The organism is Citrobacter sp. Awk 4 (assembly GCF_028069725.1).
Lineage (GTDB): Bacteria > Pseudomonadota > Gammaproteobacteria > Enterobacterales > Enterobacteriaceae > Citrobacter_D.
This window is the reverse complement of record NZ_JANEWG010000036.1, coordinates 24,365-44,381: the sequence shown is the minus strand read 5'-3', so window position 1 is coordinate 44,381 and position 20,017 is coordinate 24,365. Positions and strand designations below refer to the sequence as shown.

The window sequence follows — 20,017 nt, the reverse complement described above, 5'->3', positions numbered from 1 at the left end:
CTGTAATTGCTTGAATTATCGTCTATAAGGTCTTTTGAAAATAACCTCTAAAACCCAGATGTTATCGCCATAAAATATCGTTATCCCCTGTGGTTTTTCTTGATAAACGTTCTTCAAAAGTCGAGGGTTAAGATTGTATTGTTATGATTTTTAAGCATTTATTTTGAAAATCATATGCGTAGTAAATGTAAGGTAAGGTAATTTGTGAGTGGTCGCACATAACCACATAACTTTTATTTGGTACACTTCCTGCCGTCAATAAAGTAATTAGTGCAGGCCGATATGAATAATATTCTTCTCCCTAAAACACAGCATTTAGTGGTCTTCCAGGAAGTCATTAGAAGCGGTTCTATCGGTTCGGCTGCAAAAGAATTAGGATTAACTCAACCCGCCGTAAGCAAAATTGTCAGTGATGTTGAAGCCTATTTTGGTGTTGAATTAGTTGTTCGTAAAAATACGGGTGTCACATTAACGAGCGCGGGTCAGGTTTTGTTGTCCTGGTCTGAAACAATTACCCGTGAAATGAAAAACATGGTGAATGAGATGAACAGTATGACCTGCAATACGGTCGTCGATGTTTCGTTTGGTTTTCCTTCACTGATTGGCTTTACTTTCATGTCAGACATGATTCACAAGTTTAAAGAGGTGTTCCCGAAAGCGCAGGTTTCTATGTACGAAGCGCAGCTTTCCTCTTTTCTGCCTGCGATTCGTGATGGCCGACTGGACTTCGCTATCGGTACGCTGAGTGATGAGATGAAACTGCAAGATCTGCATGTGGAGCCGCTCTTTGAATCCGAGTTTGTGTTGGTTGCCAGCAAGTCCCGAACATGCACCGGCACCACTACGCTGGAATCGTTGAAGAACGAACAGTGGGTGTTGCCGCAAACGAATATGGGCTACTACAGCGAACTCCTCACCACGTTACAAAGAAATGGCATCAACAGTGAAAACATCGTTAAAACAGATTCCGTTGTCACCATTTACAATCTTGTTCTCAATGCTGATTTCCTGACCGTCATTCCCTGCGATATGACCACACCTTTTGGTTCAAATCAGTTTATTACAATTCCCGTTGAGGAGACTTTACCGGTTGCGCGTTATGCCGCGGTGTGGTCCAAAAATTATCGAATTAAAAAGGCAGCATCGGTTTTGGTTGAATTAGCCAAAGAATATTCATCATATAATGGTTGCAGACGAAAGCAATTAATTGAAATTAACTGAACTTAGTTTTAATACACAATCGATACTATTTGTCTGAATATCAGACAATGGTAACAGCTATTCATATTACTTTAATACCCAGGTAAGAGGTTTTCATGCACATTACATACGATCTCCCGGTTGCTATTGAAGATGTCATCGAAGCGAAAAAACGACTGGCCGGTAAAATTTATAAAACGGGGATGCCTCGCTCCAACTATTTTAGTGAGCGTTGCAAAGGTGAGATATTCCTGAAATTTGAAAATATGCAACGTACCGGATCATTTAAAATCCGTGGCGCATTTAATAAGCTCAGCTCTTTAACAGAAGCTGAAAGACGCAAAGGTGTCGTGGCCTGTTCAGCGGGTAACCACGCGCAAGGGGTTTCTCTCTCCTGTGCCATGCTCGGTATTGACGGCAAGGTTGTCATGCCTAAAGGCGCGCCGAAGTCTAAAGTCGCAGCTACCTGTGACTATTCTGCAGAAGTGATCCTGCACGGCGACAACTTCAACGACACGATTGCCAAAGTCAGTGAAATTGTTGAAACCGAAGGGCGTATTTTTATTCCTCCTTATGATGATCCGAAAGTGATTGCCGGTCAGGGTACAATTGGCCTGGAAATCATGGAAGATTTATATGATGTTGATAACGTGATTGTGCCAATTGGCGGCGGTGGATTAATTGCAGGTATCGCTATTGCGATTAAATCTATCAACCCGACCATTAAAATTATTGGCGTACAGTCTGAAAACGTACACGGTATGGCGGCATCTTATCATGCAGGTGAAATAACCATGCACCGAACGACCGGCACCCTGGCGGATGGTTGTGATGTTTCCCGCCCGGGTAATTTAACTTATGAAATCGTTCGTGAATTAGTAGACGACATTGTCCTGGTGAGCGAAGACGAAATTCGAAACAGCATGATTGCATTAATTCAGCGTAATAAAGTTGTCACCGAAGGGGCTGGCGCGCTGGCATGTGCTGCATTATTAAGTGGGAAATTAGATAGTTATATCCAGAACAGAAAAACAGTCAGCATTATTTCTGGCGGAAATATCGATCTCTCCCGCGTTTCACAAATTACGGGTTTAGTTGACGCTTAATCCCAGCTATTCATTATTTCGTTGAGGATAGGATATGAGTACTACTGATAGCAGCATTGTATCCAGCCAGACAAAACAGTCGTCCTGGCGCAAATCAGACACCACCTGGACACTGGGTTTATTTGGTACTGCCATCGGCGCTGGGGTGTTGTTCTTCCCCATCCGCGCAGGTTTTGGCGGACTGATCCCCATTCTGTTGATGCTGGTGTTAGCATACCCCATCGCGTTCTATTGCCACCGTGCACTGGCACGCCTGTGTCTTTCCGGTTCTAATCCTTCCGGTAACATCACAGAAACGGTTGAAGAGCATTTTGGTAAAACAGGTGGCGTGGTTATCACGTTCCTCTACTTCTTTGCGATTTGTCCACTGCTGTGGATTTATGGTGTCACCATAACCAACACCTTTATGACTTTCTGGGAAAACCAGTTGCAGATGCCAGCGCTTAACCGTGGCTTCGTGGCACTGTTCCTGCTGCTGCTGATGGCGTTCGTCATTTGGTTCGGTAAAGATCTGATGGTTAAAGTGATGAGCTACCTGGTATGGCCGTTCATCGCCAGCCTGGTGCTGATCTCTCTGTCACTGATCCCTTACTGGAACTCTGCAGTCGTTGAGCAGGTGGATCTCAGTAATATCGCGTTGACCGGGCATGACGGCATCCTGGTTACCGTATGGCTGGGTATTTCCATCATGGTGTTCTCTTTCAACTTCTCACCTATCGTCTCTTCTTTCGTGGTTTCCAAGCGTGAAGAGTATGAAAAAGACTTTGGTCGCGAGTTCACCGAGCGTAAATGTTCACAGATCATCTCTCGCGCCAGTGTGTTGATGGTTGCGGTTGTGATGTTCTTCGCCTTCAGCTGCCTGTTCACGCTCTCTCCGGCAAACATGGCGGATGCTAAAGCACAGAACATTCCGGTACTTTCTTACCTGGCGAACCACTTTGCTTCACTGTCTGGCACGAAATCGACTTTCGCTACGGTTCTTGAGTATGGCGCTTCCATCATCGCGTTGGTCGCTATTTTCAAATCTTTCTTCGGTCACTATCTGGGAACGCTGGAAGGTCTGAACGGTCTGGTACTGAAGTTCGGTTATAAAGGCGATAAAACTAAAGTTTCCTCCGGCAAACTTAACACCATCAGCATGATCTTCATCATGGGTTCCACCTGGGTTGTGGCATACGCCAACCCGAACATTCTGGACCTGATTGAAGCCATGGGTGCGCCGATCATTGCATCGCTGCTCTGCTTGCTGCCGATGTACGCCATCCGTAAAGCGCCGTCGCTGGCGAAGTACCGCGGTCGTCTGGATAACGTGTTTGTTACCGTCATTGGTCTGCTGACCATTCTGAACATCGTGTACAAACTGTTTTAATCCTTAAACGCAGGATGAGTAGTGAAATGAATGAATTCCCGGTAGTTCTGGTTATTAACTGTGGATCATCTTCAATTAAGTTTTCAGTGCTGGATGCAACCCAATGTGATGTTTTGATGGCGGGTATTGCGGATGGTATTAATTCTGAAAATGCTTTTTTGGTCGTGAATGGAGGAGAGCCAGCGCAGCTGGCTCACCACAGCTACGAAGGTGCATTTCAGGCGATAGCCGCTGAACTGGAAAAACGTAATTTAATCGATAGCGTGGCCTTAATTGGCCACCGTATCGCCCACGGCGGAAATATCTTTACTGAGTCGGCCATTATTACTGATGAGGTTATTGAAAATATTCGCCGGGTTTCTCCTTTAGCGCCATTACACAATTACGCGAATTTAAGCGGAATTGAATCGGCAAAGCAGCTGTTCCCTGGTGTTCAGCAGGTGGCCGTTTTTGATACCAGCTTCCATCAAACGCTGGCACCTGAAGCTTACCTGTACGGTTTACCGTGGAAATATTTCGAAGAGTTGGGTGTGCGCCGTTATGGATTTCATGGCACATCGCATCGCTACGTTTCGCAACGTGCGCACGATCTCCTCGAACTTCAGGAACAGGATTCCGGTCTGGTGGTTGCTCATCTCGGAAATGGCGCGTCAATCTGCGCAGTCCGCAACGGGCAGAGCGTCGATACCTCAATGGGGATGACGCCTCTGGAAGGGCTGATGATGGGCACGCGCAGTGGCGACGTAGACTTTGGCGCCATGGCATGGGTAGCCAGCGAAACCAACCAGACGCTGAGTGACCTTGAGCGCGTGGTCAACAAAGAGTCTGGCTTACTGGGAATTTCAGGTCTGTCTTCTGATTTACGCGTGCTGGAAAAAGCCTGGCACGAAGGCCATGAACGCGCACAGCTGGCGATCAAAACGTTTGTGCATCGCATTGCACGACATATTGCTGGTCACGCTGCGTCGTTACATCGTCTGGACGGCATTATTTTCACTGGCGGTATCGGTGAGAACTCCGTGTTAATTCGCCGCCTGGTGATTGAACATCTGGCCGTTCTGGGCGTGAGTGTAGACAACGATATGAACAGTCTGCCTAATTCCCATGGCGAAAGAATTATCTCAGGCAAAGAGGCTCGTGTTATTTGCGCCGTCATTCCAACGAATGAAGAAAAAATGATTGCACTCGATGCTATTCATTTAGGCAAAGTTAACGCCCCTGTGGAATTTGCATAACTTATTTGTTGTTCTGTAGAGAGATTATTTTTCATGAAGGTAAATATCGATACCAGCGATATGCTGTATGCCGACGCCTGGCTTGGTTTTAAAGGTACGGACTGGAAAGAAGAAATTAATGTCCGTGATTTTATTCAGCACAACTATACGCCATATGAAGGGGATGAATCTTTCCTTGCAGAAGCGACCCCGGCAACCACAGCATTGTGGGAAAAAGTTATGGCGGGAATTCGTATTGAAAACTCAACCCATGCCCCGGTTGATTTCGATACCAATATAGCGACAACGATCACCGCGCATGATGCGGGATATATTGAACAAGAGCTGGAAAAGATCGTCGGTCTGCAAACGGATAAACCGCTGAAGCGTGCCCTGCACCCGTTTGGCGGCATCAATATGATCAAAAGCTCGTTTGATGCTTATGGTCGCGAGATGGATGCCGACTTCGAATATCAATTTACGGAACTGCGTAAGACACATAACCAGGGCGTGTTCGACGCCTATTCCCCGGATATGCTGCGCTGCCGTAAGTCTGGCGTATTGACCGGTCTGCCAGACGGCTATGGCCGTGGTCGCATCATTGGCGATTACCGCCGCGTCGCGCTGTACGGTATCCGCTATCTGGTGCGTGAGCGTGAACAGCAATTTGCCGATCTCCAGTCGAATCTGGAGTGGGGGCAGAATCTTGAGGCGACCATTCGCCTGCGTGAGGAACTCTCAGAGCACCGTCGCGCGCTGCTGCAAATGCAGGAAATGGCCGCGAAATACGGTTGCGATATCTCCCGTCCGGCGCGTAATGCGCAGGAAGCCGTACAGTGGGTTTACTTCGCCTATCTGGCTGCGGTGAAATCGCAGAACGGCGGCGCCATGTCACTGGGCCGTACCGCGTCGTTCCTTGATATCTACATCGAACGCGACTTTAAAGCTGGGATCTTAACGGAGCAGCAGGCGCAGGAACTGATCGACCACTTCATCATGAAGATCCGTATGGTGCGCTTCCTGCGTACGCCGGAATTCGACACGCTGTTCTCCGGCGACCCGATCTGGGCGACCGAAGTGATCGGCGGGATGGGGCTGGACGGTCGCACGCTGGTGACCAAAAACTCCTACCGTTATCTGCATACGCTGCACACTATGGGGCCGGCGCCAGAACCAAACCTGACCGTGCTGTGGTCGGAAGCGCTGCCGATTGCGTTTAAAAAGTATGCTGCGCAAGTCTCAATCGTCACCTCATCGTTGCAGTATGAGAACGACGATCTGATGCGTGCTGACTTCGACAGCGACGATTATGCCATTGCTTGCTGCGTGAGCCCGATGGTAATCGGCAAGCAAATGCAGTTCTTTGGCGCGCGAGCCAACCTCGCGAAAACCCTGCTGTACGCAATCAACGGCGGTGTTGATGAGAAGCTGAAAATCCAGGTTGGGCCGAAAACGGCGCCATTGATGGATGACGTGCTGGATTACGACACGGTGATGGAGAGCCTGGACCACTTTATGGACTGGCTGGCGGTGCAGTACATCAGCGCCCTGAACATCATCCACTACATGCATGACAAGTACAGCTACGAAGCCTCACTGATGGCGCTGCACGATCGCGATGTTTATCGGACGATGGCGTGCGGGATGGCGGGCTTGTCCGTTGCGGCGGATTCCCTCTCTGCAATCAAATATGCGCGAGTGAAACCGATTCGTGATGAAAACGGACTGGCTGTCGACTTTGAAATTGAAGGCGACTATCCGCAGTACGGGAATAACGACGAACGTGTGGACAGCATTGCCTGCGATTTGGTTGAACGCTTTATGAAGAAAATTAAAGTGTTGCCAACCTACCGTAATGCCGTGCCGACGCAGTCCATCCTGACCATTACCTCTAACGTGGTGTATGGCCAGAAAACCGGGAACACCCCGGATGGTCGCCGCGCTGGTACACCGTTCGCACCAGGGGCTAACCCGATGCATGGCCGTGACCGCAAAGGGGCAGTAGCGTCGCTGACATCGGTAGCCAAACTGCCGTTCACCTATGCCAAAGACGGTATTTCGTACACCTTCTCCATTGTGCCAGCGGCGCTGGGTAAAGATGACGGCGTGCGCAAAACCAACCTGGTGGGCCTGTTGGATGGTTACTTCCATCATGAAGCGCATGTTGAAGGTGGTCAGCACCTGAACGTGAACGTGATGAACCGTGAAATGCTGCTGGATGCAATTGAGCACCCGGAAAACTATCCAAACCTGACAATCCGTGTCTCCGGTTACGCTGTGCGCTTCAACGCGCTGACCCGCGAGCAGCAACAGGATGTCATTTCGCGTACTTTCACCCAGGCGATTTAACGCCGGAGGCGATATGAGAAAGAGTATTGAGACCCAACGTGCGCCGGGGGCCATCGGTCCTTACGTACAGGGCGTTGATTTAGGCAGTATGGTGCTGACGTCGGGTCAGATCCCGGTTTGCCCGCAAACGGGTGAGGTTGCAGAAAACGTTGCCGATCAGGCGCGTCAGAGCCTTGAGAACGTGAAGGCAATCGTGGTTGCAGCCGGGTTAGAGGTCGGCAGCATCGTGAAAACAACTGTCTTCATTTCTGATATGAATGACTTTGCCACCATCAATCAGGTGTACCAGCAGTTCTTTGACGAACATCAGGCTATCTATCCGGCGCGCAGCTGCGTTCAGGTTGCCCGTCTGCCGAAGGACGTGAAGCTGGAGATTGAAGCTATCGCGGTACGCAGCGCGTAAGTCATCCCCTGCGGGGCGATCGTCAGGATCGCCCCGATCCCAATAATGAGTGTGAAACCTGGTCTTCACTGAACGGCAATCCGAGGGTGTGGATATGATTAGCGCATTCGAAATTTTTAAGATTGGCATTGGACCTTCCAGCTCGCATACCGTAGGGCCAATGAATGCTGGAAAATGTTTTATTGATCAACTGACCCGTTCTGGGGCGCTACTGCAAACGACGCGAATGGTAGTCGATCTGTATGGATCGTTATCGCTGACCGGAAAAGGGCATGCGACCGATGTCGCCATCATGATGGGACTGGCTGGGAATAGTCCACAGGATGTTGATATTGATGGTATTCCTGCATTTATTCAGGAAGCCACCCGTACCGGACGGCTGCTCGTGGCACAAGGCGCTCATGTGGTCGATTTTCCCGTCGCGGACAGTATTTTCTTTCATGAAGAAACGCTCCCGCGCCATGAGAATGGGATGCGTATTACTGCGTGGAACGGGCAGGAAAATCTGTTAAGCAAAACCTATTACTCCGTTGGCGGCGGCTTTATCGTCGAAGAGGAGCGTTTTGGTCAGGCGCATGATGTTGAAACGTCTGTGCCTTACGGCTTTCGTTCTGCCAGCGAACTCCTGAAACTGTGTGAAAGAAATGGTCTCTCCATCTCCGGCTTGATGATGCAAAATGAGCTGGCGATGCGCAGTAAAGACGAAGTGGATGCGGGATTTGCGCGTATCTGGGAGGTGATGCATGCAGGAATCGAACGTGGCATGAACACCGAAGGCGTGCTGCCAGGGCCGCTTAATGTGCCGCGCCGCGCGGTCGCGCTGCGTCGGTTACTGGTCTCCAGCGACAGCCTGTCGAGCGATCCGATGAATGTTATCGACTGGATCAACATGTTCGCCTTAGCCGTCAGTGAAGAGAACGCGGCGGGAGGACGGGTCGTGACCGCGCCAACGAACGGGGCTTGTGGCATTATCCCAGCCGTACTGGCCTATTATGATAAGTTCCGTCGCCCGGTGAATGCGAACTCAATTGCCCGTTATTTACTGGCGGCTGGTGCCATCGGCGCGTTGTACAAAATGAACGCTTCCATCTCCGGGGCGGAGGTCGGCTGTCAGGGCGAGATTGGCGTAGCCTGTTCGATGGCGGCGGCAGGGCTCACGGAATTGCTGGGCGGTAGCCCGACGCAGGTCTGTATTGCGGCGGAAATCGCGATGGAGCACAACCTGGGGTTAACCTGCGATCCGGTCGCGGGGCAGGTACAAATTCCGTGTATTGAACGTAACGCGATTAATGCGGTAAAAGCGGTGAATGCGGCGCGTATGGCGTTGCGCCGGACATCTGAACCGCGGGTTTCTCTCGATAAAGTCATTGAGACGATGTATGAGACCGGTAAAGATATGAACGATAAATACCGTGAAACCTCACGTGGCGGGCTGGCAATTAAAGTCGTTTGTACCTGACAGAACTCCCTTCTTCTCTTCCCCCTTTAGGCGCACTTTGGTGCGCCTTTTTTTATGTTGTGATTTCATCCAAATTTTATGTTGTGATCGCCTTCAAATAGAGAAAGTATGCTTATTTTTTGTATTTAATATAGAAAATATTTCTTAACTTTTAGAAATTGTAGGTGTTTTATTGTGAAGTTTTTCTCTGACCCTGGGCGTATGATTTCTTCATTATAAAAGCTCGCCTGCAGAAAACGTGCCGCGTATCGCCTTGATGTAGCACGGAAAAAATAATAATTACCTCTACCTGGACATTAAGCGAGAACCTTATGGAAACGGCAACGAATAACAGCGTCATCCTCGACGCATCGGCTCCAGCGCGCCGGGCTGGAATGAGTGAAAGTGAATGGCGGGAAGCGATTAAATTCGACAGCATGGACACTGGCTGGGTCATTATGAGTATTGGCATGGCGATTGGCGCGGGGATCGTTTTTCTCCCTGTCCAGGTGGGATTAATGGGGCTGTGGGTCTTTTTGCTCTCCTCCGTTATTGGTTACCCCGCAATGTACCTGTTTCAGCGTTTGTTTATTAACACCCTCGCGGAATCCCCTGAATGCAAAGACTACCCCAGCGTCATCAGTGGATATCTGGGTAAAAACTGGGGGATCTTGTTAGGCGCGCTTTACTTTGTGATGCTGGTTATCTGGATGTTTGTGTACTCCACCGCCATCACCAATGACAGCGCGTCATACCTGCACACGTTCGGCGTCACCGAAGGTTTACTCTCTGACAGCCCGTTTTATGGCCTGGTACTGATTTGTGCGCTGGTGGCCATCTCATCACGCGGTGAAAAGCTCCTGTTTAAAATCTCTACCGGCATGGTGCTGACCAAGCTGTTAGTGGTGGCGGCGTTGGGGGTGTCTATGGTTGGGATGTGGCATCTGTATAACATTGGTGCGCTGCCGCCGATGGCGCTGCTGGTAAAAAACGCCATCATCACGTTGCCCTTTACGCTGACGTCAATCCTGTTTATCCAAACCTTAAGCCCGATGGTTATCTCTTACCGTTCACGTGCAAAATCCATTGAGGTGGCGCGTCATAAAGCGCTGCGTGCCATGAATATTGCGTTCGGGGTTCTGTTTGTCACCGTCTTTTTCTATGCCGTCTCTTTCACCCTGGCGATGGGCCATGATGAAGCGGTGAAAGCGTATGAGCAGAATATTTCCGCTCTTGCGATTGCGGCGCAGTTTATCAGTGGCGCTGGGGCCGGTTGGGTCAAAGTGGTCAGCGTCATTCTGAATATTTTTGCGGTGATGACGGCTTTCTTCGGGGTTTATCTGGGCTTTCGTGAAGCCACGCAAGGGATTGTGATGAACCTGTTGCGTCGCAAAATGCCTGCCGAGAAGATCAACGAAACACTCGTCCAGCGCGGCATTATGCTGTTCGCCATCTTACTGGCCTGGAGCGCAATTGTTCTGAATGCGCCAGTCCTCAGCTTTACCTCAATTTGTAGCCCGATTTTCGGCATGGTGGGATGTTTGATCCCGGCGTGGCTGGTCTACAAAGTTCCTGCATTGCACAAATACAAAGGCGCGTCGTTATATCTGATTATCTTCACTGGCCTGTTGCTGTGCGTTTCTCCGTTCCTGGCATTTTCTTGATATTGATGAAATTTTAAGGTCATTGTTATGTTTGAGACTACAGTAAATCCATTATGGCAGCGTTTTATCCTGGCGGTGCAGGAAGAAGTCAAACCGGCGCTGGGATGCACTGAACCCATTTCACTGGCCCTGGCTGCGGCGGTTGCGGTCTCTGAGCTTGAAGGCCCGGTTGAACGCATTGATGCGTGGGTCTCACCAAACCTGATGAAAAACGGCATGGGGGTTACCGTGCCGGGCACTGGGATGGTCGGGTTACCCGTCGCGGCAGCGCTGGGGGCGCTGGGGGGAGATGCACATGCCGGTCTTGAAGTGTTGAAAGACGCATCTGCTGAGGCGATTGCCGGGGCGAAAAACCTGCTGGCGGCCGGAAAGGTCTCGGTGATGTTGCAGGAACCTTGCGAAGATATTCTGTTTTCACGCGCTAAAGTCTATAGCGCCTCAGGATGGGCATGCGTGACGATCGTCGGCGGCCATACCAACATCGTGCGTGTTGAAACAAACAAGGGCGTGGTGTTTGCGCAGGATGAATGCCGTCAGCATGAAGAACAGGCGTCGCCGCTTGACGTGCTTTCTGAGACGTCGCTGGAGGAGATTTTAGCCTTTGTGAACGCAGTTCCGTTCGCGTCGATCCGTTTTATTCTCGACGCCGCGAAGCTCAACGGCGCGCTGTCTCAGGAAGGTCTGCGTGGCTCCTGGGGTCTGCATATCGGGGCGACGATGGAGAAACAGTGCGCGCGGGGTCTGCTGGCAAATGATCTGTCCACCGCTATTCTGATCCGCACCAGTGCGGCGTCGGATGCGCGAATGGGCGGCGCCACGTTGCCGGCGATGAGTAACTCTGGCTCGGGTAATCAAGGGATCACCGCGACGGTGCCGGTCATGGTGGTTGCGGAGCATTTCGGCGCCGATGAGGAACGTCTCGCGCGTGCGTTGATGCTGTCACACCTGAGTGCGATTTACATCCATTACCAGCTGCCGCGTTTGTCTGCTCTGTGTGCGGCGACCACCGCGGCGATGGGGGCCGCAGCGGGAATGGCGTGGCTGATTGACGGGCGCTACAACACCATTGCGATGGCGATCGGCAGTATGATCGGCGACGTGAGTGGGATGATTTGCGACGGTGCGTCGAACAGCTGTGCAATGAAAGTCTCCACCAGCGCATCGTCAGCATGGAAAGCAGTGTTAATGGCGCTGGATGATACGGCGGTGACCGGTAATGAGGGGATTGTGGCGCACAACGTCGAACAATCTATCTCGAACCTGTGTGCGCTGGCGTCTCGCTCCATGCAGCAAACGGACAAGCAGATCATTGAGATTATGGCCAGTAAGGCACATTAATCGTCAGGCCGGAGAAGACGCTTTGGCGTCACCATCCGGCCATTTGCCACCTGGCTCCCCGATGGCGTTGTGCTTATCGGGCTGTCAGGCGGCGTCTTCTTCCGCCAGCCGGATTTCGGCATCAGCGACAATTGCTTCCAGCTCGGTCAACATCTCTTCATAACCAAACGGGGCAGGTTTGCTCACGGTTTTCTGCTCGCTATTTTTTGATACGGCTTGACGCTTTTTAGCCGACTTTTTGCTCATAGTCATACTCCCTTGTTTTTCCAGACTATATAGGCAAATCTATCAGCAATGAGCGCAATGGAGTATCAGCCACTAACGTTATGTTAGCTTCATCACGAATAAATGCGCCATCACCGCAGGTTAGCGCTTCTTTTTCTTCGTTATGCGTCAGCGCATGGAACGTGCCGTGGATTGATTGCAGGTAGGCGCGTGGGCCATGCAGTTGAAAACTCACGGATTCACCTTTTTCGAGCATGATGTGGTGCACCCATACTTGTTGACGCAGTTGCAGACTTTCCTGCGCGCCGTCCGGGGACGCGATCAGTTGCTGCTTGCCCAGGGTTAGCGCGGTTTTTTGTACCAGCGCATTTTCCCTTTCAGGACAGGCGTCAAGCCACAGCTGCATTCTGGTCAGCGGCTTCTCTTTACTGAGATTGTGCTCGCTGTAGCTGATGCCCGGCTGGGTGGCGAGCAGTAATGCGTCTCCCGCTTTCGCCTGAACATGGTTGCCTTCGCTGTCGCGATACTCTGCTTCGCCTTCCAGAATCAGATTTAAAATATCCACCTTCGGATAGGCGCGCGGCTGGAAAGAGGCGCCTGGCGCAAGGACTTCCTGGTTCAGGACGCGCAGCGAGGCGTATCCCAACAGTGTGGGGTCAAAGTAGTGTCCAAAAGAAAAGGTATAACGGGCCTGCAACCATCCATAATCTGCCTGGCCGCATTGTTTGGCTGTTCGGGTAGTAATCATAATTCTTGACCTCTCTTTACTTCCTTTTATGTTAAGGGGCTGGACGCTGCATTGTTAGCCAGATATTCTGCCCGGTATGTTCAAATTTCCTGAATGAGAACGATATGGCCAAAGAAAGGGCGTTAACGCTTGAAGCGTTACGTGTAATGGATGCGATCGACAGGCGTGGCAGCTTCGCCGCTGCGGCGGATGAACTGGGGCGCGTGCCGTCTGCGCTCAGCTATACCATGCAAAAACTGGAAGAAGAACTGGATGTGGTGCTGTTTGACCGTTCTGGTCACCGGACCAAGTTCACCAATGTCGGGCGTATGTTGTTGGAACGCGGGCGGGTACTGCTGGAAGCCGCTGACAAGCTCACGACGGATGCGGAAGCGCTGGCGCGTGGCTGGGAAACGCATCTGACGCTGGTGACAGAAGCTCTGGTGCCGACGTCGGCATTTTTCCCGCTTATCGACAGGCTGGCCGGTAAAGCGAATACCCAGCTTTCGGTGATCACCGAAGTACTGGCGGGCGCATGGGAACGTCTGGAGCAGGGGCGTGCCGATATTGTCATCGCACCGGATATGCATTTTCGTTCATCTTCAGAAATTAATTCCCGTAAGCTGTACACCCTGATGAACGTGTATGTGGCAGCGCCTGATCACCCGATTCATCAGGAACCTGAACCTTTATCGGAAGTCACGCGCGTCAAATATCGTGGGATTGCGGTGGCGGATACCGCCCGTGAGCGTCCGGTGTTAACCGTTCAGCTTCTGGATAAACAGCCTCGTTTGACGGTGAGCACCATTGAGGATAAGCGTCAGGCGTTATTGGCTGGACTTGGCGTTGCAACGATGCCGTATCCGCTGGTGGAGCAGGATATTGCCGAAGGGCGGTTACGCGTTGTCAGCCCGGAATCGACCAACGAAATCGATATTATTATGGCGTGGCGACGTGACAGCATGGGAGAAGCGAAGTCCTGGTGTCTGCGGGAGATCCCCAAACTGTTTGCCGGAAAGTAAAGGTGAAACGCACCTCTGAGAAGAGGTGCGTTGATGACATCAGGCGTTAAGCTTCGGATCCGGTCCGAAACGGTTTTCGCCCGACACGCCGCTCTGGCAGGTGAAGACGAAAATGACCAGCCAGCCGATGATGGGGATGAGTAATATCAATAGCCACCATGCTGTGCGGTCTGAGTCATGCAGACGGCGAAACAGTACCGCTAAGCCGGGTAAAAATATCAGAACCCCATAAATGGTGGTCAGTGTGCCTTCTCCCGCAGTGCCCTCCCAGCCAAACATCTTGTCCAGTACCGCCAGGACCACTGTGAAGATGCCGTTGACCAGAACAAACATCCAGTACTCTTTGCGGCGCGCACGGCCGCCAAAACCGATGTAGTTCTTTAATACTTTTAAATACCAGTCCATTTTTTCCTCAATCGTGGTCAATCACTTTTTCAAAGTACTCGAACCAAGAATAGCTGCGAATGGAAAAGTGGTAAATGTTTGAAGTACTAATAAATAAGGCACCCTGATGGGTGCCCTGTAAACTAGCGAAAACGAAGGTCGCGCCCGTGAGGTTCGTTAAGATCCTGCCACGGGCCGACAGAAATAATGCCGGTTGGGTTGATGGTTTTGTGGCTGCGGAAATAGTGGTGGCGAATATGGTCGAAATTGACCGTTTCCGCGATACCCGGTATTTGATAAATATCGCGCAAAAAGCCGTACAGATTCAGGTAGTCGCTGATACGGTGCTTGTCGCACTTGAAGTGCGTCACGTATACCGGATCGAAGCGCACTAATGTCGTCCACAGCCGGATGTCAGCTTCCGTTAACCTGGCGCCGGTCAGATAGCGATGTTGCCCCAGAATTTGCTCCAGGCGCGCCAGCGAGTCAAAGACGTGGGTCACGGCGTCATCATAAGCCTGTTGGCTGGTGGCGAAACCGGCTTTATAAACGCCGTTGTTCACATTGTCATAAATCCAGCTGTTCAGCGCGTCTATTTCAGGGCGCAGTTCCGGAGGGTAGTAATCACCTGCTTTTGCACCCAGCGCGTCAAACGCCGTGTTGAACATGCGGATAATTTCCGCCGATTCGTTACTGACGATGGTGTGATTCTTTTTATCCCACAACACTGGCACGGTGACGCGACCGCTGTAATGCGGATCGGCATGCAGGTAGAGCTGGTAGAGAAATTCATGCTGATAGAGCGTATCGCCGGTCGCTGCGGGAAAGCTATCGTCGAACGTCCAGCCGTTTTCCAGCATCAACGGATTGACGACAGATACCGATATAAACGGTTCCAGACCTTTGAGCTTACGTAAAATTAACGTGCGGTGCGCCCAGGGGCAGGCAAGCGATACATACAGATGATAGCGATCTTTTTCAGCGGCAAAACCCCCGTTGCCAGACGGACCCGGTGCGCCATCCGCGGTGAGCCAGTGACGGAAAGCCGATACAGAACGTTGAAATTTCCCGCCGGTAGATTTGGTGTCATACCAGGTATCATGCCAGACGCCGTCAATCAGTTGTCCCATTTTCTCTCTCCTCCGGATAGCAAAAACGAGGAGACTGACTCCTCGTTTTTTGATTTTTAATTATAGTGCGCTTACCACTTTTTATTCAGCACGCGGTCGATGCTGAATGCGCCCGGACCCGTGATAGCCAGCAGCAGGAAGCCGCCGGAGATGCTCAGGTTTTTCATGAACATCAGCGAGTTGACGCCTTCGGCAAAGTTGCTGTGGAACAAGAATGCCGTTAACAGTGTAAAGCCCGCAGTAAACAGTGCAGTCGTACGGGTCAGGAAACCAAACAGGATCGCCAGACCGCCGCCAAACTCAAGCAGAATCACCAGCGGCAACATAAAGCCAGGGACGCCCATCGCTTCCATATACTGTTGGGTACCCGCATATCCGCTGATTTTTCCCCACCCTGCGGTAATAAACAGGATTGGCATCAGAATGCGCGCTACCAGTACACCAACATCTTCTAATTTTTTCATTTTACTCTCCAGGAAACCACTCAGGCTGCTGATTATGTTTTTTATGCTATTACGCGTTAAAGCACGTCGTTGCTGTCGATGGAGGGAATCATAAACGTGGCTAATGACAATTGTTAGCAAGGAAAACTGTCAGTATTTTTCAAAAAATTTGAGTGATGCGAAGAAGAAGGGTATTTAGCCTGATAAGCGAAGCGTTATCAGGCTTGAGATGTGACTACGTTAACCGCGTAAGTGTTGCTGTCGCAGCGTCGACTTAACCAAACGCCAGGCGCTCCAGAGACCGAATCCTCGTTTCGTCCAACGCACCAGTCTGTTGGGGTGACGAAGTGTCCAGATGGCCATCACGCTGCTTCCGACCAGCGCCCATGAACGCAGATTAAGCAGCGTGTTCCAGCCGCGATCGTAAGCACGGGTCGTTTCAAGCCACTCCCGACGGCTGGCAGACAGATCCAGCCTTTGCTGCTGGATCTGACTAAGCAGTAATGCCTTACGCTTTTGGCGTTCGACTTTGCTGCTCATTGGGCATCATCCTCAAGGATTTGTCTGTCGTTCGCCAGTTCGCGTCGTGTGTGGCGCAACAGGGTAGAGCGACGCGCCTTGCGTAACGTCCAGATTCCGCCGATCAGCGCCATCACCAGCAACACCACTGTCGTAGCGATCATGACATTGAGTCGATACTGAGGGTCCACGGCCCAGATGATAAGAATCATCAGGCTCATCAGACCGAAAGCAGCGAAAAGCATGGTGAGACCCAGCATCAGCAACAGCTGGATGAGGTTGGCTTTTTCTTCCTCCAGCTCAACAACCGCCAGTCGCAAACGGGTCTCCACCATCTCAACGAGAATAGTGACAATTCGCTGACCAATACCGAGAACGCTTTTACCCGGTCCTTGTGTTTGATGAGAATCCGCCATCATTAACGACGCGTCAGCAGCACGCCCAGCACGACACCTACTGCAGCGCCGATGCCGACGCCCGTCCACGGATTTTCACGAACATAGTCATCGGCGCGGGCCGCGGCTTCGCGGGTCTGCTTCGCAATGGCGTCTCCGGTTTCCCCCAGACGGTGGCGGCTTTCTTTCAGCGCGCGCTCGGCTTTGCTACGAATCTTACTCAGCTCTTCTTTTGACTTATCGCCAGAGGAACTGAGCACCTCTTCAAGCGTATCGGCCAGGGATTTCAACTCAGCGCGCAGATGTTCCGTAGTGTTATCATTCGACATAGTTTTCTCCAGGTGAGTGAGTAGTGATTGTTACAGATAAATCAGTAGTCGCGAGCTTCCAGCTTTTTCAGCTCTTCCTGAGCTTCGGCAAGCTTATGTTCGCGTTTTGCAATCTTATCCGCATCGCCTTTTTGCTTCGCCTCTGCTAAGTCACGTTGACGTTCAGAAATCTCTTTTTTCTGTTCTGCGATTTTTTTCTTATGGTCAGCACGTAATTGACTGTCGCTACAGTTTGCTCTGACTTCACTGAGGGCTTTATTCAGACCGTTTATGCGGTTCTGGTTGTTGTGCTTCTCGGCATAGCTGATTTCCCGCTGAATATCTTGCTCTTTTTCCTGACAGAGGGGGTTGGCGTAGCTGCCTGCACTGAGCGTGAAAAGGGTTATAGCTAAAGCAATGCGGTATTTCATTCTTGAACCTTCCATTGTGATTCGTACCCATTCTTCGGGCGCGATGATCCAAATAATAAAGCAGCGGGTGATGTGCCCGCTCACTTAATCATAGCCAGTAAACAGCGAAATCACCAAAGTGAGTGATATGATTCGGATTGTTTGAAATTATCCGAAGCGAAGCGGGGTATCTCGTAAACGGGAAATCCACTGCACCGCTGGGTTTTGGCCATCTTGTTGGGCAATGATGTAACCACGGGGCAACGTTCTGACTAACACCGCCCTGGCTGCTGCACTTTGGGCGTGGGAGTCGAATGTGATCAGTAAGGTGTCGTTATGCGGGGTGATGCTTTTGAAACGAATGCCATTGGCGTCCAGATGATGCCAGATTGAAAAACCATCCGGCATGCTGGTGCCTTGATTAATCGCGCGGATAGCCAGCGTCGACTCTTGTTGACGAATCGCCGACCACACCAGAATCAGTACGGTCAGCAGCACCAAAAATGACGTTGTCCAGCCCAGTTGTCGAAGCGTCAGGCGTGGTTTCAGCATCACTTACCCTCGATTACCGTATTTCTTTTTCCACAGCACCACCAGCGAACCTCCCAGCCCAAACACCAGCAGGACTACGGGAAGTAACATCAAGCACGACATCAGCTGATCTTCGTACTTCAGGAAGACGGGCGTCTTACCCAGCATGTAGCCCAGGGTGGTCAGAATAAGCACCCACAATAAGCCGCTCATCCAGTTGAAGAACTGAAAACGTGCATTATTGAGGCCAGATAAACCAGCGATAGTAGGCAGTAATGTGCGCACAAAGGCGATAAAACGGCCGATCAATAATGCCGATAAGCCATGCTTGTGGAAAAGGTGGTGCGCGCGTTGGTGATAGTGCGCAGGTAAATGAGACAGCCAGTTCTGTACGATTCGGGTGTTGCCTAACCATCGACCCTGTATATAACTGACCCAGCAGCCTAAGCTGGCTGCGGTAGTAAGTAACAGAATCGTTTGTGGGAATCCCATGGCGCCTTTTGCAATAAGTACGCCGACCAAAACCAACAGGCTGTCGCCAGGTAAAAAGGCAGCAGGAAGCAACCCGTTTTCCAGGAACAAAATCATAAATAAGACTAAATAAAGCATGCCAATCATGGAAGGATTGGCCAGTGTTTCAAAGTCCTGAGCCCAGAGGGCATGCAGCAATTGGGTCAAAAGTTCCATTCAGTATTCCTGGAGAATCGGTTATCGTCATGCCGGTTTTCTGGAGTTTGCAACATTGCGACATTCTTCGTTTTTTCGTATGGGTCGCTGTAGGGTGCAACATCACGGCTTGCACAATTCCCTGTTAAGTTTTGAAGTGAGCAAGCACTAACACACATAATTTAAAAAACATCTAAGTGTAACAAAGGTCAACGTAGTCCGTTATAGAAATTGCCGCCGATACACGCTGATTTTGCTTATCGCAAAGGAGGGTGGCGAGAGGATTTACACAGGCTGACACTTTATACCTTACGCTTACTGAATAATCGCTGACAGGCGCATCATCGCGCCTGCCGACGTTAGAGTGTTTATTTTGTGGCGTTGGCCGCAGTATCAAGATGAACGACCGGATTTTCCGCAAAAAGATAACGGTCGGCGTTGAACTCAAAATCGTCGCTGGTTTCATTGAATAGCATCTGTTTTGTATTCTCAAGATGCTGCCACATTGCCAGTTTGGCCGCGTGGGGATCTTTGCGAATCAGCGCTTTCAGGATCTGATCATGGTCGTCGCACCAGTTATCCACCGTGCGGAGATCGATATGATCGTGAAGTTTCTTCCAGTACGGGTTATGCACGCGCTGAGTCCACATTTTCTCAACAATGGCGGCCAGGGCGGTATTTTGTGTGGCCAGTGCGACCTGTACATGAAACTGGAGATCCCATTCGGAGTCACGGAAACATTTTTCGTTACGCGCATTTTCCTGAATTTGCATCAACTTCATGATGTCTTGTTTAGTCACCTGGGTAGCAGCAAATTCGGCAATATTACTTTCGATGAGTTGTCGAGCCTGGAGTAGCTCAAACGGACCATAGCTGGCGAACTCAAGGTTTTCGTCTGGCGCAACATAGTGCCTTGGCTGGTTTGAAATGACGTGAATACCGGAACCTTTACGCACTTCAACATAGCCTTCAACTTCCAGCATGATGATGGCTTCACGAACCACAGTGCGGCTGACATTCTTTTCATCGGCAATAAATCGCTCTGCAGGCAGTTTTTCGCCCACGTGATAAGCGCCTTTTTCGATACGCTCTTTAAGGTCAGCAGCTAATTGTTGATACAAACGTCGTGGTTCGGTGATTTCCATATGCGCTCCAGGCATGATACGGCAGACAACA

At 50.7% G+C, this 20,017-nt stretch carries 22 protein-coding genes; 10 read left to right on the top strand and 12 right to left on the bottom strand.

Features of this window, described 5'->3' with window-relative positions; all coding sequences use genetic code 11:
* Positions 1–282 precede the first annotated feature (282 nt).
* The 9 genes from tdcA (at position 283) to NNO04_RS15555 (ending at position 12,081) form a co-directional block, all read left to right on the top strand.
* Complete coding sequence (gene tdcA / locus NNO04_RS15595; RefSeq protein ID WP_271445462.1) at positions 283–1,221, top strand: transcriptional regulator TdcA; 939 nt, start codon at positions 283–285, stop codon at positions 1,219–1,221.
* A gap of 95 nt (positions 1,222–1,316) precedes the next feature.
* Positions 1,317–2,306, top strand: a complete 990-nt coding sequence (tdcB, locus tag NNO04_RS15590) for a bifunctional threonine ammonia-lyase/L-serine ammonia-lyase TdcB (protein ID WP_271445461.1) — start codon at positions 1,317–1,319, stop codon at positions 2,304–2,306.
* A 34-nt stretch (positions 2,307–2,340) separates the two neighbouring features.
* On the top strand, positions 2,341–3,675 hold the full coding sequence (gene tdcC, locus NNO04_RS15585) for a threonine/serine transporter TdcC (protein WP_271445460.1): 1,335 nt from the start codon (positions 2,341–2,343) through the stop codon (positions 3,673–3,675).
* Positions 3,676–3,701: 26 nt separating this feature from the next.
* Positions 3,702–4,910, top strand: a complete 1,209-nt coding sequence (gene tdcD / locus NNO04_RS15580; protein WP_271445459.1) for a propionate kinase — start codon at positions 3,702–3,704, stop codon at positions 4,908–4,910.
* Between the two features lie 33 nt (positions 4,911–4,943).
* Positions 4,944–7,238 (top strand): formate C-acetyltransferase, encoded by a 2,295-nt coding sequence (pflB, locus tag NNO04_RS15575; RefSeq protein ID WP_271445458.1) that lies wholly within the window; start codon positions 4,944–4,946, stop codon positions 7,236–7,238.
* A gap of 13 nt (positions 7,239–7,251) precedes the next feature.
* Positions 7,252–7,641: an enamine/imine deaminase gene (locus NNO04_RS15570; RefSeq protein ID WP_271445457.1), complete on the top strand. Its 390-nt coding sequence runs from the start codon at positions 7,252–7,254 to the stop codon at positions 7,639–7,641.
* 94 nt (positions 7,642–7,735) lie between these two features.
* Positions 7,736–9,100: an L-serine ammonia-lyase gene (tdcG, locus tag NNO04_RS15565; RefSeq protein WP_271445456.1), complete on the top strand. Its 1,365-nt coding sequence runs from the start codon at positions 7,736–7,738 to the stop codon at positions 9,098–9,100.
* A 311-nt stretch (positions 9,101–9,411) separates the two neighbouring features.
* Positions 9,412–10,743 carry a hypothetical protein gene (locus NNO04_RS15560; protein WP_271445455.1) on the top strand — a complete coding sequence of 444 codons (1,332 nt, stop codon included), beginning with the start codon at positions 9,412–9,414 and terminating at the stop codon, positions 10,741–10,743.
* A gap of 27 nt (positions 10,744–10,770) precedes the next feature.
* Positions 10,771–12,081: an L-cysteine desulfidase family protein gene (locus tag NNO04_RS15555; RefSeq protein WP_271445454.1), complete on the top strand. Its 1,311-nt coding sequence runs from the start codon at positions 10,771–10,773 to the stop codon at positions 12,079–12,081.
* Between the two features lie 84 nt (positions 12,082–12,165).
* On the opposite strand, the gene NNO04_RS15550 is transcribed toward NNO04_RS15555, so the two are convergent.
* Together NNO04_RS15550 and NNO04_RS15545 are read right to left on the bottom strand one after the other, a co-directional pair.
* Positions 12,166–12,327, bottom strand: coding sequence for a hypothetical protein (locus tag NNO04_RS15550; protein WP_271445453.1), 162 nt, complete (start codon positions 12,325–12,327; stop codon positions 12,166–12,168).
* A 25-nt stretch (positions 12,328–12,352) separates the two neighbouring features.
* Positions 12,353–13,054 carry a pirin family protein gene (locus NNO04_RS15545; RefSeq protein WP_271445452.1) on the bottom strand — a complete coding sequence of 234 codons (702 nt, stop codon included), beginning with the start codon at positions 13,052–13,054 and terminating at the stop codon, positions 12,353–12,355.
* Positions 13,055–13,158: 104 nt separating this feature from the next.
* On the opposite strand from NNO04_RS15545, the gene yhaJ reads away from it, so the two are divergent.
* Positions 13,159–14,055: a DNA-binding transcriptional regulator YhaJ gene (gene yhaJ / locus NNO04_RS15540; protein ID WP_271445451.1), complete on the top strand. Its 897-nt coding sequence runs from the start codon at positions 13,159–13,161 to the stop codon at positions 14,053–14,055.
* Positions 14,056–14,094: 39 nt separating this feature from the next.
* Here the strand turns inward: yhaJ and NNO04_RS15535 are convergent, their stop codons facing one another.
* The 10 genes from NNO04_RS15535 to exuR all read right to left on the bottom strand — a co-directional run bounded on the left by NNO04_RS15535 (position 14,095) and on the right by exuR (position 19,986).
* Complete coding sequence (locus tag NNO04_RS15535) at positions 14,095–14,460, bottom strand: DUF805 domain-containing protein (RefSeq protein WP_271445450.1); 366 nt, start codon at positions 14,458–14,460, stop codon at positions 14,095–14,097.
* A 122-nt stretch (positions 14,461–14,582) separates the two neighbouring features.
* Positions 14,583–15,569: a glutathione S-transferase family protein gene (locus NNO04_RS15530; RefSeq protein WP_271445449.1), complete on the bottom strand. Its 987-nt coding sequence runs from the start codon at positions 15,567–15,569 to the stop codon at positions 14,583–14,585.
* Positions 15,570–15,640: 71 nt separating this feature from the next.
* The gene (locus tag NNO04_RS15525) at positions 15,641–16,033 is read right to left on the bottom strand and encodes a DoxX family protein (protein ID WP_271445448.1); all 393 of its coding nucleotides are present in this window, start codon (positions 16,031–16,033) and stop codon (positions 15,641–15,643) included.
* Between the two features lie 219 nt (positions 16,034–16,252).
* Entirely contained in the window at positions 16,253–16,552 is a 300-nt protein-coding gene (locus NNO04_RS15520; protein WP_271445447.1) for a YqjK-like family protein, read from the bottom strand.
* Entirely contained in the window at positions 16,549–16,947 is a 399-nt protein-coding gene (locus NNO04_RS15515; protein ID WP_271445463.1) for a phage holin family protein, read from the bottom strand. The genes NNO04_RS15520 and NNO04_RS15515 overlap by 4 nt, the downstream gene beginning before the upstream one ends.
* Positions 16,948–16,949: 2 nt before the next feature.
* A complete protein-coding gene (locus tag NNO04_RS15510) occupies positions 16,950–17,255 on the bottom strand; it encodes a DUF883 family protein (protein ID WP_162379426.1) in 306 nt (101 codons plus the stop codon).
* A 41-nt stretch (positions 17,256–17,296) separates the two neighbouring features.
* Positions 17,297–17,665, bottom strand: a complete 369-nt coding sequence (locus NNO04_RS15505; protein ID WP_271445446.1) for a DUF1090 domain-containing protein — start codon at positions 17,663–17,665, stop codon at positions 17,297–17,299.
* Positions 17,666–17,812: 147 nt separating this feature from the next.
* On the bottom strand, positions 17,813–18,196 hold the full coding sequence (mzrA, locus tag NNO04_RS15500; protein ID WP_271445445.1) for an EnvZ/OmpR regulon moderator MzrA: 384 nt from the start codon (positions 18,194–18,196) through the stop codon (positions 17,813–17,815).
* 3 nt (positions 18,197–18,199) lie between these two features.
* Complete coding sequence (yqjA, locus tag NNO04_RS15495; RefSeq protein WP_271445444.1) at positions 18,200–18,862, bottom strand: DedA family general envelope maintenance protein YqjA; 663 nt, start codon at positions 18,860–18,862, stop codon at positions 18,200–18,202.
* 347 nt (positions 18,863–19,209) lie between these two features.
* A complete protein-coding gene (exuR, locus tag NNO04_RS15490; RefSeq protein WP_271445443.1) occupies positions 19,210–19,986 on the bottom strand; it encodes a transcriptional regulator ExuR in 777 nt (258 codons plus the stop codon).
* Between the last annotated feature and the right edge of the window lie 31 nt (positions 19,987–20,017).